Origin of the sequence: Pseudomonas sp. DSV-1 (genome assembly GCF_035830915.1) — a bacterium.
Lineage (GTDB): Bacteria > Pseudomonadota > Gammaproteobacteria > Pseudomonadales > Pseudomonadaceae > Aquipseudomonas.
In genome coordinates, this window is the sequence record NZ_JAYMYG010000001.1 from 2,785,901 (window position 1) to 2,805,795 (window position 19,895).

General features: G+C 55.6%; 21 protein-coding genes and 2 pseudogenes. 19 read left to right on the forward strand and 4 right to left on the reverse strand.

All coding sequences use genetic code 11. The annotated features are described in order from the left end of the window. Positions 1-356: 356 nt before the first annotated feature. The 13 genes from VSQ83_RS13015 to VSQ83_RS13075 all read left to right on the forward strand — a co-directional run bounded on the left by VSQ83_RS13015 (position 357) and on the right by VSQ83_RS13075 (position 11,291). A complete protein-coding gene (locus VSQ83_RS13015) occupies positions 357-1,256 on the forward strand; it encodes a helix-turn-helix domain-containing protein (RefSeq protein ID WP_219261779.1) in 900 nt (299 codons plus the stop codon). Positions 1,257-1,566: 310 nt separating this feature from the next. After that, entirely contained in the window at positions 1,567-1,914 is a 348-nt protein-coding gene (locus tag VSQ83_RS13020; protein ID WP_219261778.1) for a metalloregulator ArsR/SmtB family transcription factor, read from the forward strand. Between the two features lie 22 nt (positions 1,915-1,936). Further along, positions 1,937-3,220 (forward strand): arsenic transporter, encoded by a 1,284-nt coding sequence (locus tag VSQ83_RS13025; RefSeq protein WP_326426963.1) that lies wholly within the window; start codon positions 1,937-1,939, stop codon positions 3,218-3,220. Positions 3,221-3,248: 28 nt separating this feature from the next. Further along, positions 3,249-3,719 carry an arsenate reductase ArsC gene (locus VSQ83_RS13030; protein WP_219261776.1) on the forward strand — a complete coding sequence of 157 codons (471 nt, stop codon included), beginning with the start codon at positions 3,249-3,251 and terminating at the stop codon, positions 3,717-3,719. Between the two features lie 9 nt (positions 3,720-3,728). After that, positions 3,729-4,427: an arsenical resistance protein ArsH gene (gene arsH, locus VSQ83_RS13035; protein WP_133078648.1), complete on the forward strand. Its 699-nt coding sequence runs from the start codon at positions 3,729-3,731 to the stop codon at positions 4,425-4,427. A gap of 256 nt (positions 4,428-4,683) precedes the next feature. Next, positions 4,684-5,667 carry an AraC family transcriptional regulator gene (locus tag VSQ83_RS13040; protein ID WP_219261775.1) on the forward strand — a complete coding sequence of 328 codons (984 nt, stop codon included), beginning with the start codon at positions 4,684-4,686 and terminating at the stop codon, positions 5,665-5,667. A gap of 147 nt (positions 5,668-5,814) precedes the next feature. Beyond that, on the forward strand, positions 5,815-6,849 hold the full coding sequence (locus tag VSQ83_RS13045) for a DUF1254 domain-containing protein (protein ID WP_219261774.1): 1,035 nt from the start codon (positions 5,815-5,817) through the stop codon (positions 6,847-6,849). 50 nt (positions 6,850-6,899) lie between these two features. Next, positions 6,900-7,745 carry a MipA/OmpV family protein gene (locus VSQ83_RS13050; protein ID WP_326397839.1) on the forward strand — a complete coding sequence of 282 codons (846 nt, stop codon included), beginning with the start codon at positions 6,900-6,902 and terminating at the stop codon, positions 7,743-7,745. 14 nt (positions 7,746-7,759) lie between these two features. Further along, positions 7,760-8,575: an acid phosphatase gene (locus VSQ83_RS13055; RefSeq protein ID WP_326426964.1), complete on the forward strand. Its 816-nt coding sequence runs from the start codon at positions 7,760-7,762 to the stop codon at positions 8,573-8,575. Positions 8,576-8,591: 16 nt separating this feature from the next. Further along, entirely contained in the window at positions 8,592-9,359 is a 768-nt protein-coding gene (locus VSQ83_RS13060) for a hypothetical protein (RefSeq protein ID WP_405046692.1), read from the forward strand. A 362-nt stretch (positions 9,360-9,721) separates the two neighbouring features. Further along, entirely contained in the window at positions 9,722-10,264 is a 543-nt protein-coding gene (locus tag VSQ83_RS13065; protein ID WP_326397837.1) for a DUF3833 domain-containing protein, read from the forward strand. Next, the gene (locus VSQ83_RS13070) at positions 10,261-10,971 is read left to right on the forward strand and encodes an SDR family NAD(P)-dependent oxidoreductase (RefSeq protein WP_326426965.1); all 711 of its coding nucleotides are present in this window, start codon (positions 10,261-10,263) and stop codon (positions 10,969-10,971) included. Before VSQ83_RS13065 ends, VSQ83_RS13070 begins: the two co-directional genes overlap by 4 nt. Positions 10,972-10,985: 14 nt before the next feature. After that, positions 10,986-11,291 (forward strand): DUF6482 family protein, encoded by a 306-nt coding sequence (locus VSQ83_RS13075; RefSeq protein ID WP_219261769.1) that lies wholly within the window; start codon positions 10,986-10,988, stop codon positions 11,289-11,291. Between the two features lie 103 nt (positions 11,292-11,394). Here the strand turns inward: VSQ83_RS13075 and VSQ83_RS13080 are convergent, their stop codons facing one another. Next, positions 11,395-11,964, reverse strand: coding sequence for a YceI family protein (locus VSQ83_RS13080; protein ID WP_219261768.1), 570 nt, complete (start codon positions 11,962-11,964; stop codon positions 11,395-11,397). Positions 11,965-12,376: 412 nt separating this feature from the next. On the opposite strand from VSQ83_RS13080, the gene VSQ83_RS13085 reads away from it, so the two are divergent. The 3 genes from VSQ83_RS13085 to VSQ83_RS13095 all read left to right on the forward strand — a co-directional run bounded on the left by VSQ83_RS13085 (position 12,377) and on the right by VSQ83_RS13095 (position 15,071). Next, complete coding sequence (locus tag VSQ83_RS13085; RefSeq protein ID WP_326426966.1) at positions 12,377-13,360, forward strand: DUF1852 domain-containing protein; 984 nt, start codon at positions 12,377-12,379, stop codon at positions 13,358-13,360. 27 nt (positions 13,361-13,387) lie between these two features. After that, positions 13,388-14,422, forward strand: coding sequence for a methionine synthase (locus VSQ83_RS13090; RefSeq protein ID WP_326426967.1), 1,035 nt, complete (start codon positions 13,388-13,390; stop codon positions 14,420-14,422). Positions 14,423-14,561: 139 nt separating this feature from the next. After that, the gene (locus tag VSQ83_RS13095) at positions 14,562-15,071 is read left to right on the forward strand and encodes a flavin reductase family protein (RefSeq protein WP_326426968.1); all 510 of its coding nucleotides are present in this window, start codon (positions 14,562-14,564) and stop codon (positions 15,069-15,071) included. A gap of 79 nt (positions 15,072-15,150) precedes the next feature. Here VSQ83_RS13095 and VSQ83_RS13100 read toward each other — a convergent pair whose 3' ends face one another. From VSQ83_RS13100 to VSQ83_RS13110, 3 genes are all read right to left on the reverse strand, one after another. Then, positions 15,151-15,990, reverse strand: coding sequence for a 5'-nucleotidase, lipoprotein e(P4) family (locus VSQ83_RS13100; protein ID WP_219261764.1), 840 nt, complete (start codon positions 15,988-15,990; stop codon positions 15,151-15,153). A gap of 187 nt (positions 15,991-16,177) precedes the next feature. Next, entirely contained in the window at positions 16,178-16,546 is a 369-nt protein-coding gene (locus tag VSQ83_RS13105) for a histone-like nucleoid-structuring protein, MvaT/MvaU family (RefSeq protein ID WP_326426969.1), read from the reverse strand. Positions 16,547-16,802: 256 nt separating this feature from the next. Next, on the reverse strand, positions 16,803-17,624 hold the full coding sequence (locus VSQ83_RS13110) for a MinD/ParA family protein (protein WP_326397831.1): 822 nt from the start codon (positions 17,622-17,624) through the stop codon (positions 16,803-16,805). A gap of 1,012 nt (positions 17,625-18,636) precedes the next feature. Between VSQ83_RS13110 and VSQ83_RS13115 the strand changes: the two are divergent. The 3 genes and pseudogenes from VSQ83_RS13115 to VSQ83_RS13125 form a co-directional block, all read left to right on the forward strand. Continuing rightward, positions 18,637-18,879, forward strand: a pseudogene (locus VSQ83_RS13115) (ornithine cyclodeaminase); the annotation flags it as partial. After that, positions 18,860-19,219: pseudogene (locus tag VSQ83_RS13120) on the forward strand (amino acid permease); the annotation flags it as partial. The pseudogenes VSQ83_RS13115 and VSQ83_RS13120, both read left to right, overlap by 20 nt. A 154-nt stretch (positions 19,220-19,373) precedes the next feature. Next, positions 19,374-19,709 carry a hypothetical protein gene (locus tag VSQ83_RS13125; RefSeq protein ID WP_326426970.1) on the forward strand — a complete coding sequence of 112 codons (336 nt, stop codon included), beginning with the start codon at positions 19,374-19,376 and terminating at the stop codon, positions 19,707-19,709. Positions 19,710-19,895 lie beyond the last annotated feature (186 nt).

Here is a 19,895-nt window from a genome sequence, read left to right on the forward strand (position 1 = left end):
TAAAGTAATGAGGCATGTTTCTTTCGCCAACGGTTTTCTTGTTCAATTTTGCGGGCGAGCCAAACAGCGTTCTATGCATGAGAGCGAAGTAGTCGGGAGCCAGCAGGCACAATCACTGTAAGGTGAAGTTGTTGGCGTCCTTTAACACAAATTGGCAATTCATCACGCCAGGGGCTGGCAGTGATAGTTGCGCCAGAGCGGCGCACTAACTTGACGCAGGCATGCTGCAAGTTGGTGCTTTAAATGGCACTACTTGGTCCTTCAGCACGTATTGGGGGGGGGATTTTATTGGCATAACGCTTGCTAACAATTTGTAACATTTACCCGTTACAGAGTCCTGCCCGTAGAGGTTCCGCGTGCGTCAATCCCTTCATACAACCGATATTTTCGAGCATGCCAACGCATTGCCAGGCTGGCGTCAGCGCTATGACCAGCTCAGCTGCGGCCGCCTCCAAGGTTGGCTGGATGTGGTCCAGGCGGGTGAAGTTCAGCTGTTTCGTGAGCGTCTCAATCAGCAGGTTATCCAGCACATCTGTCTACCGCGCAATGCGGTCAACATATTGTTTCCGCTGGCTTGGCCTGCTGTGGATTATCAAGGGACGATGGCGGAAAAATGCGCAACAGTTTTGCTGCCGAACGACGAATATCGCGTCTTCACACCCGCGGGCATGGATGTGCTGTGCATGTCGATTCCCTATGCAACGTTACGCGGGCTGCTGGACGAAGCGGTGCTCGATGCATTGATGCAACTGGATCGGCCGAAACGCGTGTGCCTGCGAACACACCGCATGGCCCCTGGCATAGTGATGTTCAAGGCTTTGATGGAGGGCTCGCCGACCAGCTCGACATGGCAGTCGCTGACTCTCATGGCCGTAGAGTGGTTGGAGCGAGTGACTGATGCACCTCAGGAAACGCCGCGGCCTGGTACCCACAATTACATCGTTGAACGCTGTCATCAGTGGTTGATTGAAGAACCCGCAACGCCAACGAACGTGCTTGAGTTTTGTCGACGTTTGAAGGTGTCACGACGCACACTTCAATATAGTTTTCAGTCGGTGGCCGCGGTTACACCTGTGCAGTATCTGCGGTCGGTTCGCTTGAACGGTGCGCGCCGCGCATTGAAAGAGGACCCATATGCAAGCATTGCCGATATCGCCGAACGTTGGGGGTTTGGCCACTCGAGTTATTTCACCCTGGAATATCAGAAACTGTTTAACGAGTTACCGTCGGCTTTGCGCTGTCTTGAGCGAAGGTAACGCCTGCCATAGTGGCTCGCACATCACAGCTGCAGTGTCTTGGCCAAAGACTGTAGTTGCGAACTGCGCGCCTGATCCCCGGTACTCTTTTATTCAAGCCACGCAGGATAAATAAGCGCAAACCGCTGACTTACCCAGCCGACAAAGCATGTACCTGCGGAGCAAGATGCGTTCTGCTCGGGTACAACACGGACGTATGGGTCGTCAGCAGCCGGGAGCGAACGTCCGCTGTTGGCCGTAAGAAGTTTTTTTCTTGCTAGTTATATATGGATATTCGTATATTCGGCATTCCGTATGTAGCGAGCCTCTCATGATCACTCCCACCAAACTCTTCAAGAGCCTGGCCGATGAAACCCGCGTGCGCGCGACCCTGCTGATTGCCGATCAAGGTGAGTTGTGCGTGTGTGAATTGATGTGCGCCCTTGATGAAAGCCAGCCAAAAATCAGCCGCCACCTGGCGCAATTGCGCAGCAATGGTTTGCTGCTTGATCGTCGTCAGGGCCAATGGGTCTATTACCGCCTCAATCCGGATTTTCCGGCCTGGGTTCACGACATCTTGCAAGTGACGTCCAGGGCCAACGCCGATTGGCTCAAGGATAACGCCGCCCGTCTACAAAACATGGATGGCCGTCCGGTTCGCGAAGCGACCTGCTGCTGACCCCGGATCAAGTGAGTCTTGAATGTTTGTCGCTATCGCTGTTTTCGTCTTCACACTCGTGCTGGTCATCTGGCAACCCAAAGGCCTCGGCGTCGGCTGGAGCGCTACCCTCGGCGCAATGACAGCGCTGGCGGTTGGTGTCGTCTCGCTACATGACATTCCTGCGGTGTGGGCCATCGTCTGGAACGCGACCGCCACGTTTATCGCGGTGATTATCATCAGTCTGCTGCTGGATGAAGCCGGCTTCTTCGAATGGGCTGCGCTGCATGTTGCGCGCTGGGCGAAAGGCAGTGGTTACCGCTTGTTCGCGTTTTGTGTACTGCTCGGGGCGGCAGTGTCGGCGGTTTTTGCCAACGACGGCGCGGCGCTGATCCTCACTCCCATCGTCATGTCGATGCTGATCGCACTACGCTTTTCAGCTGCCGCAACCCTGGCGTTCGTTATGGCTGCAGGCTTCATTGCCGACACCGCGAGCCTGCCACTGATAGTGTCCAATCTGGTGAACATAGTCTCCGCTGACTATTTCAAACTGGGCTTTGCCGAATACGCGTCGGTGATGGTGCCGGTAAGCCTGGCCAGTGTCGCCGCGACCTTGCTGGTGCTCTTTGTCTACTTTCGCAAAGACCTGCCGCACCACTATGCGACGGATGCGTTACAGGAGCCCAAAGCAGCGATCCGCGATCGCGCGACGTTCATCGTCGGTGGCTGGACGCTGTTGATCCTGCTGGTAGGGCTGTTCGCCCTGGAACCGCTGGGCATCCCGGTGAGCGCTGTGGCTGCGGTCTGTGCGGCAATCCTGTCAGGCGTCGCCGCCAAGGGCCACAAAATCTCGACACGTCGCGTGCTGAGGGATGCTCCGTGGCAGATCGTAGTGTTTTCACTGGGCATGTATCTAGTGGTATATGGCCTGAAGAATGCCGGACTGACGGACCTTCTCTCCGAACTGCTCAACCGCCTCGCTGAACAGGGAATATGGAGCGCCACCCTCGGCACGGGGCTGCTGTCTGCGCTGATGTCGTCGGTGATGAACAACATGCCCAGCGTGCTGATCGGCGCGCTGTCGATTCAGGCCAGCGATGCGCAAGGGCTGATTCGCCAAGCGATGATCTACGCCAATGTCATCGGCTGCGACCTGGGCCCGAAAATCACCCCCATCGGCAGTCTGGCCACGTTGCTCTGGCTGCATGTGCTGGAGCGCAAAGGCCTGCGCATCACCTGGGGTTACTACTTCAAGGTCGGCGTCGTGCTTACCCTCCCGGTGTTGCTGATTACCCTGTCGGCGCTAGTCCTGCGCCTCAGTCTTTGATGTCCGCCCAATGCGCAAGGAAAACCCCATGCGAGTCCTGTTTATGTGTACCGCCAACAGCTGCCGCAGCATCCTTTCAGAAGGCATGTTCAATCACCTGGCACCGCCGGGATTCGAAGCGGTGAGTGCTGGCAGCTTCCCCAAAGGCCAGGTACTACCGCGCAGCCTGACTACCTTGCAACAGGCCGGTATCTCGATTGACGGCCTGTACAGCAAAGGCAATGACGCCTTCGAAGGCAATCCGCCGGACATCGTCATTACCGTTTGCGACAAAGCCGCTGGTGAAACCTGTCCGGTGTATTTCGGCCCGGCGCTAAAGTCCCACTGGGGGTTAGAGGATCCCTCCGAAGTGACGGCTGACGAAGCGGCAATTGACGCTGCCTTTCGCGCCACCCTGGCGCACATCGAACGACGATGCCGGGCCTTTCTTGATCTACCGTTTACCCGTCTCAGCCGCGACGAACTGAAAACCGAGCTCGACCGCATCGGCGTGCTTTAAGGAGGATATATGTCCGAACATCTGCCTAACCTCGACTCCACCCTGTTCGATCATTCCGGGCCATTGCTGATCGAGGGGCACAAACCGCGCATCCTGCTTCTCTACGGCTCGACCCGAGAGCGCTCTTTCAGTCGCCTATTGGTCGAAGAGGCCGAACGCCTGCTCGAACACTTCGGTGCCGAAACGCGCATCTTCAACCCGTCCGGTCTGCCCCTGCCTGACGATGTGCCAGTCGACCATCCCAAAGTGCAGGAGCTGCGCGATCTGGTGTTATGGTCCGAAGGCCAGGTCTGGTGTTCGCCGGAACGTCACGGCGCGATGTCGGCGGTGTTCAAGGCGCAGATCGACTGGATCCCGCTGGAGCTTGGCGCCGTAAGACCCACCCAGGGCAAGACACTGGCGGTGATGCAGGTGTGCGGCGGCTCGCAGTCGTTCAACGTGGTCAATCAACTGCGCGTGCTGGGTCGCTGGATGCGCATGTTCACCCTCCCCAATCAGTCTTCAGTTCCGAAGGCGTATATGGAATTCGATGAGGCCGGACGGATGAAAGCCTCTGCGTACTACGACCGCGTCGTCGATGTGATGGAAGAGCTTGTGAAGTTCACTGTTCTGCTGCGCGATCGGCAAGATTTTTTAGTAGATCGCTACTCGGAACGCAAAGAATCGGCTGAGCAACTGATGGCGCGTGTTAACCAGCGTTCAATTTGAGAAGGTGGCATGTCTTTTGAGTTAAAAAAACGGAGCGATTCAGTTCGCACAGCCGCCTTTTTCTCTTTGGCGATGCTTGCTGCTTGAAACCCGTCTGCACGCGCTACGGTGCGGTGTGAATGTCGAAAATCGATGATCGAAAGTCGTGGCTCCTGTACTGTCAACAGCGCGACTTTGGCAAAATGTTTGCCCGCTTTTACATGCGTCCCAAAACGGTTCTCAAGTGCATTGCCTTTAAAAACAGGTGCGGATACCAATGACGAATGCCAGGCCGGCCATCAGACTCAGCACACTTAGGCAAATAGCCCCCTACCTGAGCATGCGCGGGGTTTCGCCGCTGGAGTTCTTTCGGCGTTTTGGTATTTCCCCCCATGTTTTTCAAAACCCTGAAGCCTGGGTACCGCGAGCGGACTGTTTTCATATTGCCAACAAAATGGCCGCTATCGCGCAGGATCCCTTCGGCGGGGGGATGATCGGGCACCTCACAGATGTGCGCTCAACCGGCATGTGGGGCGAGTTGATATTGGGCTCGACCAACCTCGCTCAGGCTTGTGCAGCAGCGGCAGTCCATACGGATTTGTTACATCAGGGAAGCGAAGTCAGAATTATCACCGAAGGCCGCACGACGAAACTGATCCAGCACTTTACCGGGCACCACGGGGCTGATCCCAAGCAGGTCATTTTCGGCACACTGGCGGTACTTCGAAAAGTGCCGCTCATGTCCGGTGCGGCTGGTGCCATACGCGTGCATCTGAAAAACCCGAGAGAGCGCGGCGACGAGGCGCTGGAAGAATACCTGGGCCCGAACCTCGTCATGAACGCCGAGTACAACATGATCGAATTCGATCGTGAGTTGCTCGAAATCCCCCTGCAACCTGTAAAAGATGTCGCCTGGAAAATCACCCAGGCCTTGAAGTCGACCGCTGACGCAGCTGACGTGCTCGCCCGGCAGATAGCGGATCAGGAACTCTCCAAGCTGACGACTATTTCAAGAAAGATCGGGTTGTCTGTTCGAACCTTGCAGCGTCGACTTGAACATTGCGGCATCGACTTCGATGCTCTGCGTGACGAGACACGTCGCAGTGAAGCCCTTAAGTTGATTGCCACCGGCAGATACAGCGCGACTGAAGTTGCCTATATGGTCGGCTACAGCGATCCAGCGCACTTTACGCGGGCCTTCAAGCGCTGGACCGGGAGCCCGCCGTCGCGTTATCGCGCCCTGTTGAAACAAGACCTCTAACCCCCCTCCCCTAAATATTCCTCCCCTTTCCAAAGGCGCGTTCGCGTGCCTGCTCACTTTGTTTTTGGCACCAAATGGCAAGTTTGGGTCAAGGCGTTCTTATACAGTCGAAAAATTAACGCCCACTTATAAAAGCAAGAGGTTTAAATGTCCCATTCGTCCACGGCCTGCATCTTCGCAATAGCGCTGGCAGCGTTCGGAAGTGCCAACGCACAGTCGCACTCGGATGCGTCGATACCGGTGGGTGTAGATAATTTTACCCGTGCCGAGTCCGACCTCTACTTGGGGAAAATGGTCGCGACTGGCAGTTTGGGCCGGTTTGTTCATACCCGCGAAGCGGTGCCCATCGACGCCCAGAATGTGGTCCGGATGAATCGGGACACGCTCTATTCGTCTGCGGTTTTCGATCTCGATGCAGGCCCCGTCACGATCATCTTGCCTGAGGCCGCCGGACGGTTTATGTCGATGGCGGTGGTCAATGAAGATCACTACGTTCCTATCGTCACTTACGGCGCCGGCCGCCAGACACTGACGAAAGAGGCAGTCGGTACACGTTATGTGTTTGTCGCTGTGCGCACGTTCTTCGATCCCACGGATCGCAAAGACCTTGAAAAGGTACATGCGCTGCAAGACGCAATCACCGTCAGCCAGGCCAAGGTGGGGGAATTCGTGGTTCCGAAGTGGGACCAGGCCAGCCAGACAAAAGTGCGTGATGCCCTGGAGGTCCTGGGTTCGACTATTCCCGATTACAACCAGTCCTTTGGTCCCAAGGGCACGGTCAATCCCGTTCACCACCTTATCGGCACTGCCACAGGGTGGGGCGGCAACCCGGCCAAAGACGCCATTTACCTTGGCGGCGTGATGCCTGAGAACGATGGCAAAACCATTTACCGGCTCAACGTGGGAGATGTCCCCGTCAACGGTTTCTGGTCTGTCAGTGTTTACAACGCAGAGGGTTACTTCCAGAAAAACCCTTACGACGCTTATTCGCTGAACAACTTAACGGCCAAGAAAAATGATGACGGCTCGATTGTCATCCAGTTCGGTGGCTGTGACGGAAAGATCCCTAACTGCCTGCCTACTCCGCCCGGCTGGAACTATACGGTCCGTCTTTATCAACCGAGTGACCCGATATTGAACGGCCAGTGGCTTTTCCCAAAACCGCAGCCCGTCGCCCTCTAAATCAGCCATTAACTAAAAGTTCTGACGTCTTGCACCAAAGGAAACAATCAATGACGACCATCGGTGGTTCAAGCTTTTTCAAGCATCCAGCTCAGTTCATAACGGGGGCGACCCTCGCCCTCGCGATGGCACTGCCTGCACACGCCGACGACTCAGGCAGCGAGCCGTCTGTCACAGTCGGTGGCGGACTCGCCGTCGGCCCCTTGTACGAAGGCTCTTCACACTACGCCGCGTTCCCGTCCCTAAAACTCAAGGCGGTTTTGCCTACTGAAAACTGGGGCAAGTTTACCGCCTCATTCCCGGATGGCCTGCGCTGGGACTTGCCAGGATTGTCCCCTTTCGGGATCGCCCTGTTGCTGGGTTACGACCAGGGTCGCAAGGAAAGAATCCACACGCTGGGCGGTCGCGATGACTACCTGAGGGGAATGGGTAATCTGGACAGCACTGCGCTTGTCGGGGCGGAAGCGTATTGGGTCTTGCCGGGCGGTCGTCTGTTTGTTCGTGGCCTGCAAGCTAGCCAGAGCCGCAATTACGGTGGCGAAAGCCTTGGGCGTACCGCGTTCCTGGAAGCCGGTTTCGCCACAACCTACGCGCTGTCTTCAACATTGACCCTGGACTCGACCCTGTACGGCACCTGGAGCAATGAGAAAGACATGATGGCGCGCTTCGGCGTCACCGCCCAACAAGCGGCGCGAACCGGCTTCGACGAATACCACCCCGGTGGCGGCATGCGGGACGTGACCTTGAAGCTGGGCCTCACGTGGCAATGGCAACCACAGTTGGCGCTGGAAGGCGGCATCAAGACCTACGCCCTGGTCTCCGACGCCCGCAACAGCCCGCTGACGGGTGAGAGCGTGGGCGCAGGCGCCTATCTGAATGCCCTTTACCGGTTTTGATAAGGGAACACTCGATGAAAACAGTACATAAGCAACTGGGGCTGGCGGGCCTGCTCTGGTCGGGGCTGGTGCTTGCCGACGATGCTGCCACCAAGGTCACGGACCCTCACTTCAAGCTGGCCCCAGGCTATCTACCTTCAGCAGACCTTCCCCTGGGCCTGGCGTTGCTGGGCGCCCCGCCAAAGCCCGACTCTGCGGCGCTGGCACGGGATGAGGAAGCACGGCGAGCAGCGCTGTCGCTACGCGGTACGGCCCGGGAGAAACTCGCTGCGACGGATGCGGAGCTGTCATTCCCGGGCCCGGCCAACGCATTCTCCTGCGCGATGGGTACGCCGATCACCGAGAAAAACACACCGCATCTTTATACCTTGATGCAGCGCACCCTGTCGGATGCGGGCGGCTCCACCTATGCCGGGAAGAATGCCTACAACCGCACCCGACCATTCGTGGCACACAACGAAGGAACCTGCCGCAAAGACATGGAACCGCTGCTGCGCACGGATGGCTCCTGGCCTTCCGGCCACTCCGCAGCCGGTTGGGCCTGGGGGCTGTTGCTGGCCGAGATACAGCCTGCGCGTGCAAACGAGTTGATGACCCGCGGGTTGTCATTCGGCCAGAGCCGGGTCATCTGCGACGCTCACTGGCAGAGCGACGTCGATGCAGGCCGCATCATGGGCGCTGCGACGGTGGCGAGCCTGCACAGCAATCCGACGTTCCTGGCGGATATGGCGGCCGCCAAGGAAGAGGTCAAGGCCGCGCAAAAAGCCGGTTTGAAGCCTGCACAGGACTGTGCGGCCGAGGCCGTGGCGCTCTCGCTGACCCAGCACTGATCGGGAAAACACCATCATGTACAGTGACAACACCCGCTCGGCTTTGCGGCGCAAGCACGCACGTCTGGCACTACTGGCTGGCGCCTTCATCGCAGCCGGGCCCGCGATGGCGGCAGACAACGAAGACTGGACGTTCAACGGCGGACCTTACCTATGGGGCGCTGGCATTCGTGGACACGTGGGTCATGGCAGTACTGGCACCCAGTTCATCAAATCCGATTTCTCCGACATCGCCAAGACGGTCGATATGTCGGTGATGCTGATGGGTGAGGCGCGTCGAGGCCCCTACAGCGTGCTCGCCGACCTGATGTACATCGACACCGACACCCGCAACCACCTGCCTGGGGGCGCCAAACTTGAGGTAGAAAGCAAGACAGCCTCCGGGTTCCTGGGTGGAGGCTACACAGTGCTGGGTGATGATAATCGTCGACTGGATGTCGCCGGTGGCGTGCGTGTCTGGTACAGCGGCACCACCCTCACCTTCCATGGTGGCCCCCTTGGTGGCTTGTCGGGCTCTGACAATGCGACATGGGCAGACGCGATGGCAGGCCTGCGCGGGCACTATGCCGTGAACGATCGATTCTGGTTGTCATCCTGGGGGATGGCGGGCGCCGGGCAGTCCCGGGAAGACTGGGACCTGGCAGCGCTGGCAGGCTGGGAGTTTTCCCCCGGGTTTTCGGCGGTGGCCGGTTACCGGGCGATGGGGGTTAATTATCGTCATGACGGCTTTGTCTACGACATTGTCCAGAAGGGGCCGTTGCTGGGTATTAGTGGGCGATTCTGAGCCGCTCATCCTAAAGCTCCCACACAGCACAATCAGCTATCCGAGCAACCTCACATCTCTGCGTTGTGAGGTTTTCGCGTGCGCACAAAAAAGATTATTGATTCATTGTCAGGTGTTTTTTTTCAGCCTACCTTGATCAAAACCTATACAAAACATTTATCGCGTATAGGTATTTGGCTATAGAGATGAAATCGGTCATGGCTGCCTCTGAAATGCCGGGCGCCTTGGGTGATAGTCGACGACGCGGCAGGAATTCCTGCCGCTCTTGCAACGACGACAAACCTGTACGCGGGCTGCCAGCCGTACAGGGCTCTGGCTCGAAACTTCACCTTCACCACCTGTGAACTTCAGGGAGTAAGGCAATGACCCGATTTCTGCTGTTATTGGCCCTGGCACTCAGCGTCGCGAGCTGCTCCAGTGTGGATGTCGCCCGTTATACGGATCAGCAACCGGCATTGGATCTGGAGCGTTTTTTCAGCCAGCCCGTCAAAGCCTGGGGGATGTTTCAGAAACGCAGCGGTGAGGTTGCCAAGCGTTTCGAGGTCAACATCGCCAGCCGACGCGAGGGCAACAACCTGATTCTCGACGAGCGCTTCCTTTACAGCGACGGTACTCGCCAGCGCCGCGTGTGGGTCCTCACCCCTGAGGGCCAAGGGCGCTGGAGCGGTCGTGCGGATGATGTGGTGGGTGTCGCCAAGGGCCAAGTCGCTGGAAACACCTTGCACTGGCGGTATCGCCTGAACCTGCCAGTCGGCGACTCAACCTACGAAATGAGCATGGACGACTGGATGTACTTGATGGACGAGGACACGTTGATCAACCGCACCACTATGTCCAAGTTCGGGGTAGAGGTCGGCCAGGTGACGTTATTCTTCCGTCGCCAGGGCACGGGAGCGAGCCAATGAACCGGCCCTGGACCATGGCCTCCCTCGGGGACGGTTATCGCGCGCTGGTAATCGGCGCCAGTGGGGCCCTTGGCACGGCTTTTTGCGAACAGCTCAGACAGGATCCGCGCTGTGCCGGAGTTCACGCCCTGGGGCGCCAGACCGTTCCCGAACTGGACCTTGAGCGCCCCGACACGATTGCCAGCGCCGCCACCGAACTGGCAGCCGAAGCGCCCTATCAACTGATCGTGCACGCTGCCGGCCTGCTCCATCGCGACCGGATCAAGCCGGAAAAAAGCTTCAGCGCGATCGAACAGGAGGCGCTGCAGGCCGTCTTTCAAGTGAATACGCTGGGCCCGGCGCTGGTATTGCGGCACTTTCTGCCGCTGCTCGAACCTCGGGGAGCGATGGCAATGCTTTCGGCCAAGGTCGGGAGCATTGGCGACAACCGTTTGGGCGGCTGGTACGCCTATCGCGCCTCCAAGGCGGCGCTGAACATGCTGATCAAGAGCGCCGCCATTGAACTGGCCCGCACTCGCCCGCAGAGCCGTTTGCTCAGCCTGCACCCGGGCACGGTTGTGTCAGGGTTGTCGCAACTTTTCCGCGGAGCCTGCAACGCCCGTCCGGCAGAGGTAGCCGCTGCCCAATTACTGACCTTGATTGACCAGTTGACGCCGGCCGACAGCGGCCATTTCTTTGCCTACGATGGAGAACGCCTGCCCTGGTAGGCAAGGAGTGAAACATGAACCTGCAAACCCTCACCGAACGTGCGGCCAACAGCGAAATACGCGAGCTGGAGTTGCTGTCAATCGAAGGTGGATTTTATCTGGCACGGGTCCGTCAGGATCACGGCCAGTTCACCTTGCTGGATGATGCGGCCCAGCCAATGCACCTGCGTTCGATCGCCCACCTGCGAGAATTGCTGCACGCCGTACCGGCATTTCCTTGCGTACTGGTGCAGCAATGCGTGCACGACGAAATGTGCGGCCGGGATGCAGGGCCTGTCGAGGCGCTGCGCATTCCGTTTTCGCTCACCATGCCATTGTGATTTGAACCACGCCGAGCATCACTGGATGAACGTTACCCGCCGGTTGTATAGTTTTCCATCCAGCGTTCAGCACGAACCATCGGCCCCCAAACACCTAATACTCTCAGTGCTCCGGCGCAACCATCCGAAAGCGTATGTCGATGTCATCGGAAACCAGGCTGTCGGACCACTCCCCGGCACCGACCTTGAAGTCACTGCGCTTGAGCACCAGCTCGGCGTCGAAAATGCCAATGGTTCGATCTGACTTCAGCAGCACCGGCACTGTCACCTCCCGGGTAACCCCCTTGAGTGTGAGGTTGCCCGTGATCCGGTAACGATTGTTTCCCATGTCCTTGATGCGGGTCGACTCAAAGATCGCCACGGGATAAGCCGTGGTATCGAACCAGGCAGGCTTTTGCAGCTCGGTGTTGGCGTCTTCGCTACCGGCGTCGATGCTGTCGAGGTCGATGGTCAGCCTGGCCCGGGCCGCCTCGGGGTGTGCGGTGTCGAATTCGAGAGTCCCGACAAACTTGCCAAAGGTGCCATAGACCCTCGATCCCATCTGGTTGAAGGTAAAACTCAGGGTGCTGGCCGCAGGATTTACGCTGCTGTATTCGGCGGCATCCACGCCGGGGAAAAAACCGAGGGTCACAGTAACAGCCAGTGCGGCGGAACGTAGAGATCGAGGGCTCATTGCATTCTCCAGGACCGGCCCCTTATGGGTCGACGTGTGTAGCAGTAGATAAACTCAAGCAAAGAATCGCCGTTTATTCCAGCCCGCAGACGGTTTAAAGCCCACGCTTTACCTGACGGCACACAAAAGCGACTGATGGCTCGCAAACACTTGTCATTGCGCAGCATCGTTGTCTTTTAAACAAGAGGGAGGATTGTTAGCCGCGATTAAACGTAAATCCCATCATGAACAGGACTAACGATTTAGTGAAATCAATTCATTGTCGCTCAATCTATCGCCCGGCTTAAAATACGTCTTAATGACAGGCACTCTACATTTTACTGAGAAAAAAACCAGACGACAACAGTGGAAAACACTGAAAAACAATAAACACATTCAGGACTTATCTCAGACATCAGGATGGCAAATTACAATGAACACCGCGTTCTCATTTACGATCAAGAGCCTTCGTTTCGACGAAGACTATCACCCCTCCGAAAATACGCGCATCACGACCAATTTTGCTAATTTGGCCAGAGGAAAGAGTCGCCAGGAGAATGTGCGCAACACGTTGAAGATGATCGACAACCGTTTCAATGCCTTGGCCCAGTGGGACAACCCTAAAGGCGATCGCTACACGGTTGAACTCGACATTATTTCCGTCGAGATGAACATCGACAGCGAAAACAGCAGCACTGCCATCCCTTTGATTGAACTCCTGAAGACCTGCATTATTGATCGAAAAACCAATGAACGCGTTGACGGCATGGTAGGGAATAATTTCTCTTCGTACGTGCGTGACTACGACTTCAGTGTGGCGTTGCCGGGGCACAATGAGGGCCAGTCCGCATTCAGCACGCCTGAGAATTTTGGCGACCTCCACGGGAATCTGTTCAAGTGCTTCGTGAATTCAAGTACCTACACGGATAACTTCAAAAAATCACCCGTTATATGCCTGAGCGTCTCGAACACCAAAACCTACCATCGCACTGAAAACCAGCACCCCGTACTGGGCATTGAATACCAACAGGATGAATACTCTTTAACGGATGAATATTTCAAGAAAATGGGGTTGAAAGTCCGCTACTTCATGCCGACCAACAGTGTGGCGCCTTTGGCTTTTTATTTCTCTGGCGACTTGCTGGGTGATTACACCAACCTTGAACTCATCAGCACCATCAGTACGATGGATACTTTCCAAAAGATCTACCGCCCTGAAATCTACAATGCGAATTCGGCCGCCGGGAAATTCTATCAGCCCAGCTTGAAGCACCAGGACTATTCACTGACTCGAATTGTTTACAACCGAGAAGAACGTAGCCAGCTGGCTGTTGAGCAAGGCAAGTTTGTTGAAGAGCACTTTATCAAACCCTATCAGGCAGTACTTGAGCAGTGGTCGGCTAATTACTCTCTTTGACACCTAACATATTCAAGGTCTTCTAACATGAAAAAATTGCTACCCACTTCAACGGCTGGCAGCTTGCCTAAACCCGCCTGGCTTGCACAACCCGAGACACTGTGGTCTCCCTGGAAACTGCAAGATGAGGAGTTGGTCGAAGGCAAACAAGATGCCTTGCGACTGGCATTTCAGGAACAACAGCACGCGGGCATTGACATAGTCAGTGATGGTGAACAGACGCGCCAACACTTCGTCACCACATTTATTGAGCACCTCAGCGGTGTTGATTTCGAGAAGCGTGAAACCGTCAGGATTCGTGATCGCTATGATGCGAGCGTACCGACGGTCGTGGGCGCGGTTGCTCGCCAAAAGCCGGTTTTTGTCGAAGATGCCAAGTTCTTGCGACAGCAAACCAGTCAACCTATCAAATGGGCGCTGCCGGGCCCCCTGACCATGATCGATACGCTTTATGACAATCACTATAAAAGTCGCGAAAAACTGGCTTGGGAATTCGCCAAGATCCTCAATGAAGAAGCCAGGGAATTGGAAGCTGCCGGTGTCGACATCATCCAGTTTGATGAGCCTGCCTTTAACGTGTTCTTTGACGAGGTGAATGAATGGGGGGTGGCGACCCTGGAAAGAGCAATTGAAGGCCTAAAATGTGAAACGGCTGTGCACATTTGCTATGGCTATGGCATCAAGGCCAATACCGACTGGAAAAAAACCCTGGGGTCCGAGTGGCGTCAGTATGAGGAAGCCTTTCCCAAGCTGCAAAAATCCAGTATCGATATCATCTCGCTGGAGTGTCACAACTCTCATGTTCCCATGGACCTGATTGAACTCATTCGCGGTAAGAAAGTGATGGTGGGGGCCATTGATGTGGCCAGCCATATCATTGAAACACCCGAGGAAGTTGCCAACACGTTGCGCAAAGCACTTCAATTCGTCGACGCCGACAAGCTCTATCCTTGCACCAACTGCGGCATGGCCCCCCTGCCTCGCCAGGTAGCAAGAGGCAAGCTGAACGCATTAAGTGCAGGCGCAGACATCGTTCGAAGAGAACTCTTGAACCAGCGCTGAGTTAAAGCCGCAAGTGGCGTACGGGAAGCGGACTGTCGGGCCCGCTTCCAGCACTGGGCACCGCTCTAGTCAGCCGACATTCACGGCTACTTCAGGCCTTTTCTCACGCTCGGGTTGCACCCCATTTTCAGGACTTGCCATGTCACTTCCCAACACGACTATCGAGCCATTGAGCTTTCGCGAAGCGCTCGGGCATTACGCATCCGGTATCACGGTGATTACGTCACACCTTGATGGCGAGCCGATAGGCTTCACATGCCAGTCGTTCTATAGCGTGTCGACGAGCCCGCCGCTGGTGTCATTCAGCGTCATGGCCAGTTCGGCCAGCTATCCAAAAATTCGTCAGGCTGGCCGATTCGTAGTCAATATCCTGTCGGGCGAGCAAGTCGGGATCTCCAACCAGTTCGCTCGCAAAGGCACGGACAAGTGGCACGCCGTCGAGTGGCAACAATCGCCGCTGGGTAATCCGATCATTGCCGGGAGCCTGCACTGGCTGGATTGTAAAATTCACGCCGAACATGCCGCCGGTGATCACCTGATCGTGATTGGCGAAGTGAAAGCGTTAAGCCTGCAAGCAACTGCAGTTACGCAGCCACTGCTGTATTTCAAAGGGCAATATTGCAACATCGCCACCCAGAGCGCTGTTTGAGGGGTTACCTGCGCTGCCCTTCGTTATCCCTCCATCCATCAAGGATCTTTCTGGCCGCGAGCGCAGGTACATCTGCGTATTACTCCTTGGGCTGCCAGGCGGTTGAACCCGCCGCCGCCTTGAACTTGCTGCGGTTTTCAGTCGTTGCAGGCGGTTCAGAGTCGCCAAAAATCGCTTTGAGCCAATGCCCGTCGGTAGGGTTCGGGAAGATGATGAACTTGCGACCAAACTGCTCTTTATCTTCAGTCATCAGGCTCAGGCGTTGCTTGACGTCGGCAACGTAATACTTGCGCTTGAAGTCGTTGAGGTTGTCACCCAGCATCACGACCACGTCAAAATCTTTGGCAATCTCCAGCTGTCGGGGTTCTTTGTTGGAGCTGTCGCGATAAACCGTCAGGTGCTTTTCGTCGGCAAAAGGCAGTTTGTTTTTACGGAGATTTTCCAGGGCATATTGAAAGGTATTTTCCCCTTGATCACGGCTCGTGACATAGAAAACCTCTACACCCTTGGAGTGTGCGTAGTTCAGGAACTCCAACGCTCCGGGTGTGGCAACAGGGCCATTGTCAGCAACCCATTTGTCCCACGCGCCGTCATCAAAAAACTCTTTTCCCGAGTTGATCATGTAACCCCAATAGCTGTTGCTGCCCAGAACGGTGTCATCGACATCGCTGATGACAGCCAAAGGGCGATCCCCCTTCTTGTGAGCCTGGAGTGCTCGATCCAGTTGCATCCTCGCTACATTGAAGCCCTGATAGTAAAGCGCTTCGAACTCGGCAGCCGTTTGCTTCCAGGCGACTGCGGCAGTCAATAGATTGGAAGGAGCAGCGGTGCTCTCCTCGGCAAAGGCTTGTGTTCCCTGAAGCATCAGAAGCGAGATGAGCAACGGTGTGGCTAGCGTTCGATTGGTTTTTATTTTCATTTTCTGGCCCGGACCACGAGGATTGAACAACTTGGACAAACACGCCAGGGAGTTCTACATCAGCCAAAGTTTCAGCTCAATGTGGGTGTCGCGTTTCTGGCTCAATGAGGCGTAATACCCTCTTTTGCCACTGAGTCACGGGCCTTGAAGAGACGCCTGAGGTTCACATGCTCGATCCGTCCATGACTTATGTCAGTAGCCAGCGTCCGACCTGATCCGGGCCATGCTCCTTTTTCCAGGCCTGAAGCATCTTGTGATTGCCCCCCTTGGTCTCGACGACTTGATGGGTGTGCGGGTTCAGGTAACGCTTGAGAACCCGGGCAGTGCGCCGGGCCTTGGTCACACCCGCGCCGTTGTCGGTTGTACGAACATCAACCGGTTCAAGCAAAGCCACGATCTGATGGAGGTTGACCCCGTACGCTTCCATCAGTGTGCGCAACTTGTGTTCAAACTCGGCTTCGACCTGAAAGGACTTGTCGTTCTTGAGCGCCTCCAGGACCCGCTGTTGTTCAATGATCTGGCGTTCGAGGTCCCGGTATCTGGCAACTTTAGACATTGGCTTATGCTCTCTGGATAAATACGGTGACGTGACAGGTCAAGGGGGAAACTCCCCCCTGGCCCCTGCTGTTTCAAGTAATGATTTTCGTCATCGACACCCGAAGTGTATGTGACAGTGACTCACGACACCTGACACCTGACACCTGACACCCCTGAAATCAATAACGCTTGCGCCCGTTTGAAACAGGCAAGTACAACCGCCTGTATCAACAGATACAAAAAAACAGTTAACACTCAACGGCCAAACAACAACCTCATCTTATAGAGTTACTCACCAGTCCCTCTATGAAGAACTCTATGTGTCCTCGCGGACTGTTTGAAATTGGCCAGGCATCGATCTTTTGAGCAATGGCCCTGAATGCCTTTGCGCTCTTGGAACGAGGAAAGTTTCGGTAGACGGCTCGTTGTATATGCGCAGCCTTGCGGACCTCCTGGTCGTACGGAATGGCCCCCACATACTGCAACGTTACGCTTAAAAAGTTATCCGTAATCTTGACCAGCTTTGCGAACAGCCTTTGGCCGTCCATTGGATGGTGCTGCATATTGGCCAAGACCCGAAAACGGCTGATGCCATGGTCTCGATTAAGCAGCTTGATAAGCGCATACGCGTTGGTAATCGAGGTCGGCTCGTCACACACCACCAGCAAGACTTCCCGGGCAGCCCGAACGAAGCTGACTACCGATTCACCGATACCCGAAGCGGTATCAATCACCAGTACATCGAGCGTGTCAGCTATGTCGCTGAAGACCTGAATCAAGCCTGCGTACTGAGCTGCAGACAAATGCGCCAGGCTCTTATCACCTGACGCGGCATGGGCAATGAGCACCCCGCCAGGCCCTCGCATCAACACATCGGTCAACTCGCAGCGGCCCTCGATCAGATCGGCAAGGGTGTACCGCGGGTTAAGCCCCAGCAGAACACCTATATTCGACAATCCCAAGTCAGCTTCCAGCAATACAACCCGCTTGCCGAGTTCTGCCAGCGCCAATGAGAGGTTAACCGCTACAACGGTCTTGCCTACGCCCCCCTTGCCGCTTGTAACGGCGATAACTTGTACAAAATGTCCGCCCTCCATTCTTTTCATTCCTTCCTTGTGTGACGCGTGAACACTCTGCAAAGCGAGGGATAACTAAATAAACTTAACCGATACCCCTGATTGACTTAGTTCGACTTTAGTCACTGAGACATGAAGTTGGATTTACTGTATGTCACGGTAAACCAGCGCTTCACCCACCTGCCCCAAGTAGCCTGACGAAAAATAATGATCGCCGTCAGCATCGAGCAACCTGCCCTGCAGGATGGCCTGACATTTAGCCACAAAAGCGGCTGCCCACTGTGCTTTTATTGTTAACAAGGGTCCCAACACCCCGCAAAAGCTGTTCAATCAGTCCTTAACCGGCCAGGAGTCCACACAAAACATGGTGCCATAACGGCTAATCTATAAAAAAATAAAACAAAAGAAAAGCCATATAAAACAAAATCCGGCCACGGGACATCAATAAGGCATTTGAATGGCGCCAACAACCCGTCAATTCAAACACATAAAACAATAGATAACCGTCAAACAGGTTACAGATCAGCAAGTTTAGTATTATCATCAACCCGGCTTCTTGTCCGGCACTGCACACCGACCTTTCTGAAAACCATTAACTCGAAGAGCACGCCACGCTTCCTGGCGCCGAACAAAACAAGACATTAATTAACATCCTTATTAGTAGACCACCCCGTAATGAACACTGTTTTACCCGCCTAAAAAACAACGCCAATGCAACTACAACCATGGACGGGCTTATGGACTCTGCAAACACCCCTCATTCCTGCCACCTGACGCATTATGTATCAGGCGAATCCCATCCCATTGAGGCAGCTATATGACCAACGTACCCGGACATGGCTGGATGTGGGCATATCGCAAGATGCGCAGCCTGTTGTGCCCGCCGCTGTCCTCTGCCTACAGAGCAACGCTGTATGCACTTCGAGGCGACACAGGCACTTTTTATAACAACCGCACTTATCAGAAAATCCGTCTCCGCCGGTAACTGCCCGGTGTTACTTCGTGGCCTGCCCCGCGATAGCCACACGGCTGTGAAATTCAGCAACTGGCACCTGATTATCCGGTCATCGAATATTTCCGCATTGTTCGGGACAACGGACCAGGACGCGAAAGCGATACCCAAGTTACAGTGTTCGACTCTGCAGGCTTTGCCCTTGAAGATTTTTCTTCGCTTCGTTATTTACATGACCAGGCCCGCAAGTATGCCCTCGGTGAAGAAATCCACCTGGTACCTTCCCCGAATAACATCAAGAATCGGCCTGGCCGACCTGGGTAATGCGCCCCGCATCTTCAAGCGGCTCTCGAAAAACAGTGTTCCTCTCACCAGCCTGGCCTTCACTACATTCCTGATGCTGGTGGGCGTACTGCTGCTGTTCATCATCCCTGAAGTCATGACCGACTTTACAATCGTGTCGACGGTGTCGGCCATCCTGGTGATCTTTACCTGGTCGACCATCCTGGCGTCCTATATTGCTTATCGCAAAACACGGCCCGACCTGCATGCGCAATCCCGCTACAAGATGCCAGGAGGCCTGCCCGTGGCTTGGTTGTCCCTGGCATTCCTGACATTTGTGCTGTGCCTGCCTGCCCTGCGACCTGACACCCGCCTCGCCCTGCATTGAAGTGGGTCACGACCCGCTCGTACAGGTATCAGCTTTCACCGCTGGTCATAAAAGAAGAACCCGGCCTGAGCGTGAAGGTCAGACACGTTATGGCAAGCAGCGCGCCAAGCGCTGCCAAGAGTCAGCCATCCACAGTGGAGGTGTTGTCATGAGTGCCCTGACGATTGAAGGCTGGTGCAAAAACAGTCCCGGCGAAAGTCCCATCCCCGTCGGCGAGATCCATTTCTACGTCGACGGTCCCCTCCATCGACGCATGGAACAAGCAGAGGAACGCCTGCAGAAAACCCAGGAGCCTGAAGTCATGGTCGACGTCGACATGAGCACACTGGATCTGACCCTGCCTCAAGGCTATGGCCCGTTGTCGGACTGCCAGATGCGCGTCTATTTGCACCTTGACCGTGGTCAGTTCCATTTGGTCGGGCATCAATCGAGCGACGGTAGCCTGATCTACACCAATGCGGTCCTGATTGACCAACTGCTTTAGGCGTCACTGCCTGCTCCAGAGATGCTCCGGCCCACTTGCCGCCAACAGGCGGTAAAGTGGCCAGAGCATCCCGCCTTGCTCTGCCTTCACACCACCCGACAGCCCCTCCCTGGATCTACCGCCTGAAATGAGCTGGGGAACTACTGGGCCAGAGCCGGTCCAAACAGGCTCAAGTCATTGATTATG

What these genes read in the sequence shown, in the direction of transcription:
- VSQ83_RS13040 (WP_219261775.1), top strand. Translation starts at nt 4,684, where the DNA reads ATGACGAATGCCAGGCCGGCCATCAGACTCAGCACACTTAGGCAAATA.
- VSQ83_RS13100 (WP_219261764.1), bottom strand. Translation starts at nt 15,990, where the DNA reads ATGAAAATAAAAACCAATCGAACGCTAGCCACACCGTTGCTCATCTCG.
- VSQ83_RS13080 (WP_219261768.1), bottom strand. Translation starts at nt 11,964, where the DNA reads ATGAGCCCTCGATCTCTACGTTCCGCCGCACTGGCTGTTACTGTGACC.
- VSQ83_RS13075 (WP_219261769.1), top strand. Translation starts at nt 10,986, where the DNA reads ATGAACCTGCAAACCCTCACCGAACGTGCGGCCAACAGCGAAATACGC.
- arsH (WP_133078648.1), top strand. Translation starts at nt 3,729, where the DNA reads ATGTCCGAACATCTGCCTAACCTCGACTCCACCCTGTTCGATCATTCC.
- VSQ83_RS13045 (WP_219261774.1), top strand. Translation starts at nt 5,815, where the DNA reads ATGTCCCATTCGTCCACGGCCTGCATCTTCGCAATAGCGCTGGCAGCG.
- VSQ83_RS13105 (WP_326426969.1), bottom strand. Translation starts at nt 16,546, where the DNA reads ATGTCTAAAGTTGCCAGATACCGGGACCTCGAACGCCAGATCATTGAA.
- VSQ83_RS13055 (WP_326426964.1), top strand. Translation starts at nt 7,760, where the DNA reads ATGAAAACAGTACATAAGCAACTGGGGCTGGCGGGCCTGCTCTGGTCG.
- VSQ83_RS13030 (WP_219261776.1), top strand. Translation starts at nt 3,249, where the DNA reads ATGCGAGTCCTGTTTATGTGTACCGCCAACAGCTGCCGCAGCATCCTT.
- VSQ83_RS13070 (WP_326426965.1), top strand. Translation starts at nt 10,261, where the DNA reads ATGAACCGGCCCTGGACCATGGCCTCCCTCGGGGACGGTTATCGCGCG.
- VSQ83_RS13025 (WP_326426963.1), top strand. Translation starts at nt 1,937, where the DNA reads ATGTTTGTCGCTATCGCTGTTTTCGTCTTCACACTCGTGCTGGTCATC.
- VSQ83_RS13060 (WP_405046692.1), top strand. Translation starts at nt 8,592, where the DNA reads ATGTACAGTGACAACACCCGCTCGGCTTTGCGGCGCAAGCACGCACGT.
- VSQ83_RS13125 (WP_326426970.1), top strand. Translation starts at nt 19,374, where the DNA reads ATGAGTGCCCTGACGATTGAAGGCTGGTGCAAAAACAGTCCCGGCGAA.
- VSQ83_RS13050 (WP_326397839.1), top strand. Translation starts at nt 6,900, where the DNA reads ATGACGACCATCGGTGGTTCAAGCTTTTTCAAGCATCCAGCTCAGTTC.
- VSQ83_RS13020 (WP_219261778.1), top strand. Translation starts at nt 1,567, where the DNA reads ATGATCACTCCCACCAAACTCTTCAAGAGCCTGGCCGATGAAACCCGC.
- VSQ83_RS13065 (WP_326397837.1), top strand. Translation starts at nt 9,722, where the DNA reads ATGACCCGATTTCTGCTGTTATTGGCCCTGGCACTCAGCGTCGCGAGC.
- VSQ83_RS13095 (WP_326426968.1), top strand. Translation starts at nt 14,562, where the DNA reads ATGTCACTTCCCAACACGACTATCGAGCCATTGAGCTTTCGCGAAGCG.
- VSQ83_RS13090 (WP_326426967.1), top strand. Translation starts at nt 13,388, where the DNA reads ATGAAAAAATTGCTACCCACTTCAACGGCTGGCAGCTTGCCTAAACCC.
- VSQ83_RS13085 (WP_326426966.1), top strand. Translation starts at nt 12,377, where the DNA reads ATGAACACCGCGTTCTCATTTACGATCAAGAGCCTTCGTTTCGACGAA.
- VSQ83_RS13110 (WP_326397831.1), bottom strand. Translation starts at nt 17,624, where the DNA reads ATGGAGGGCGGACATTTTGTACAAGTTATCGCCGTTACAAGCGGCAAG.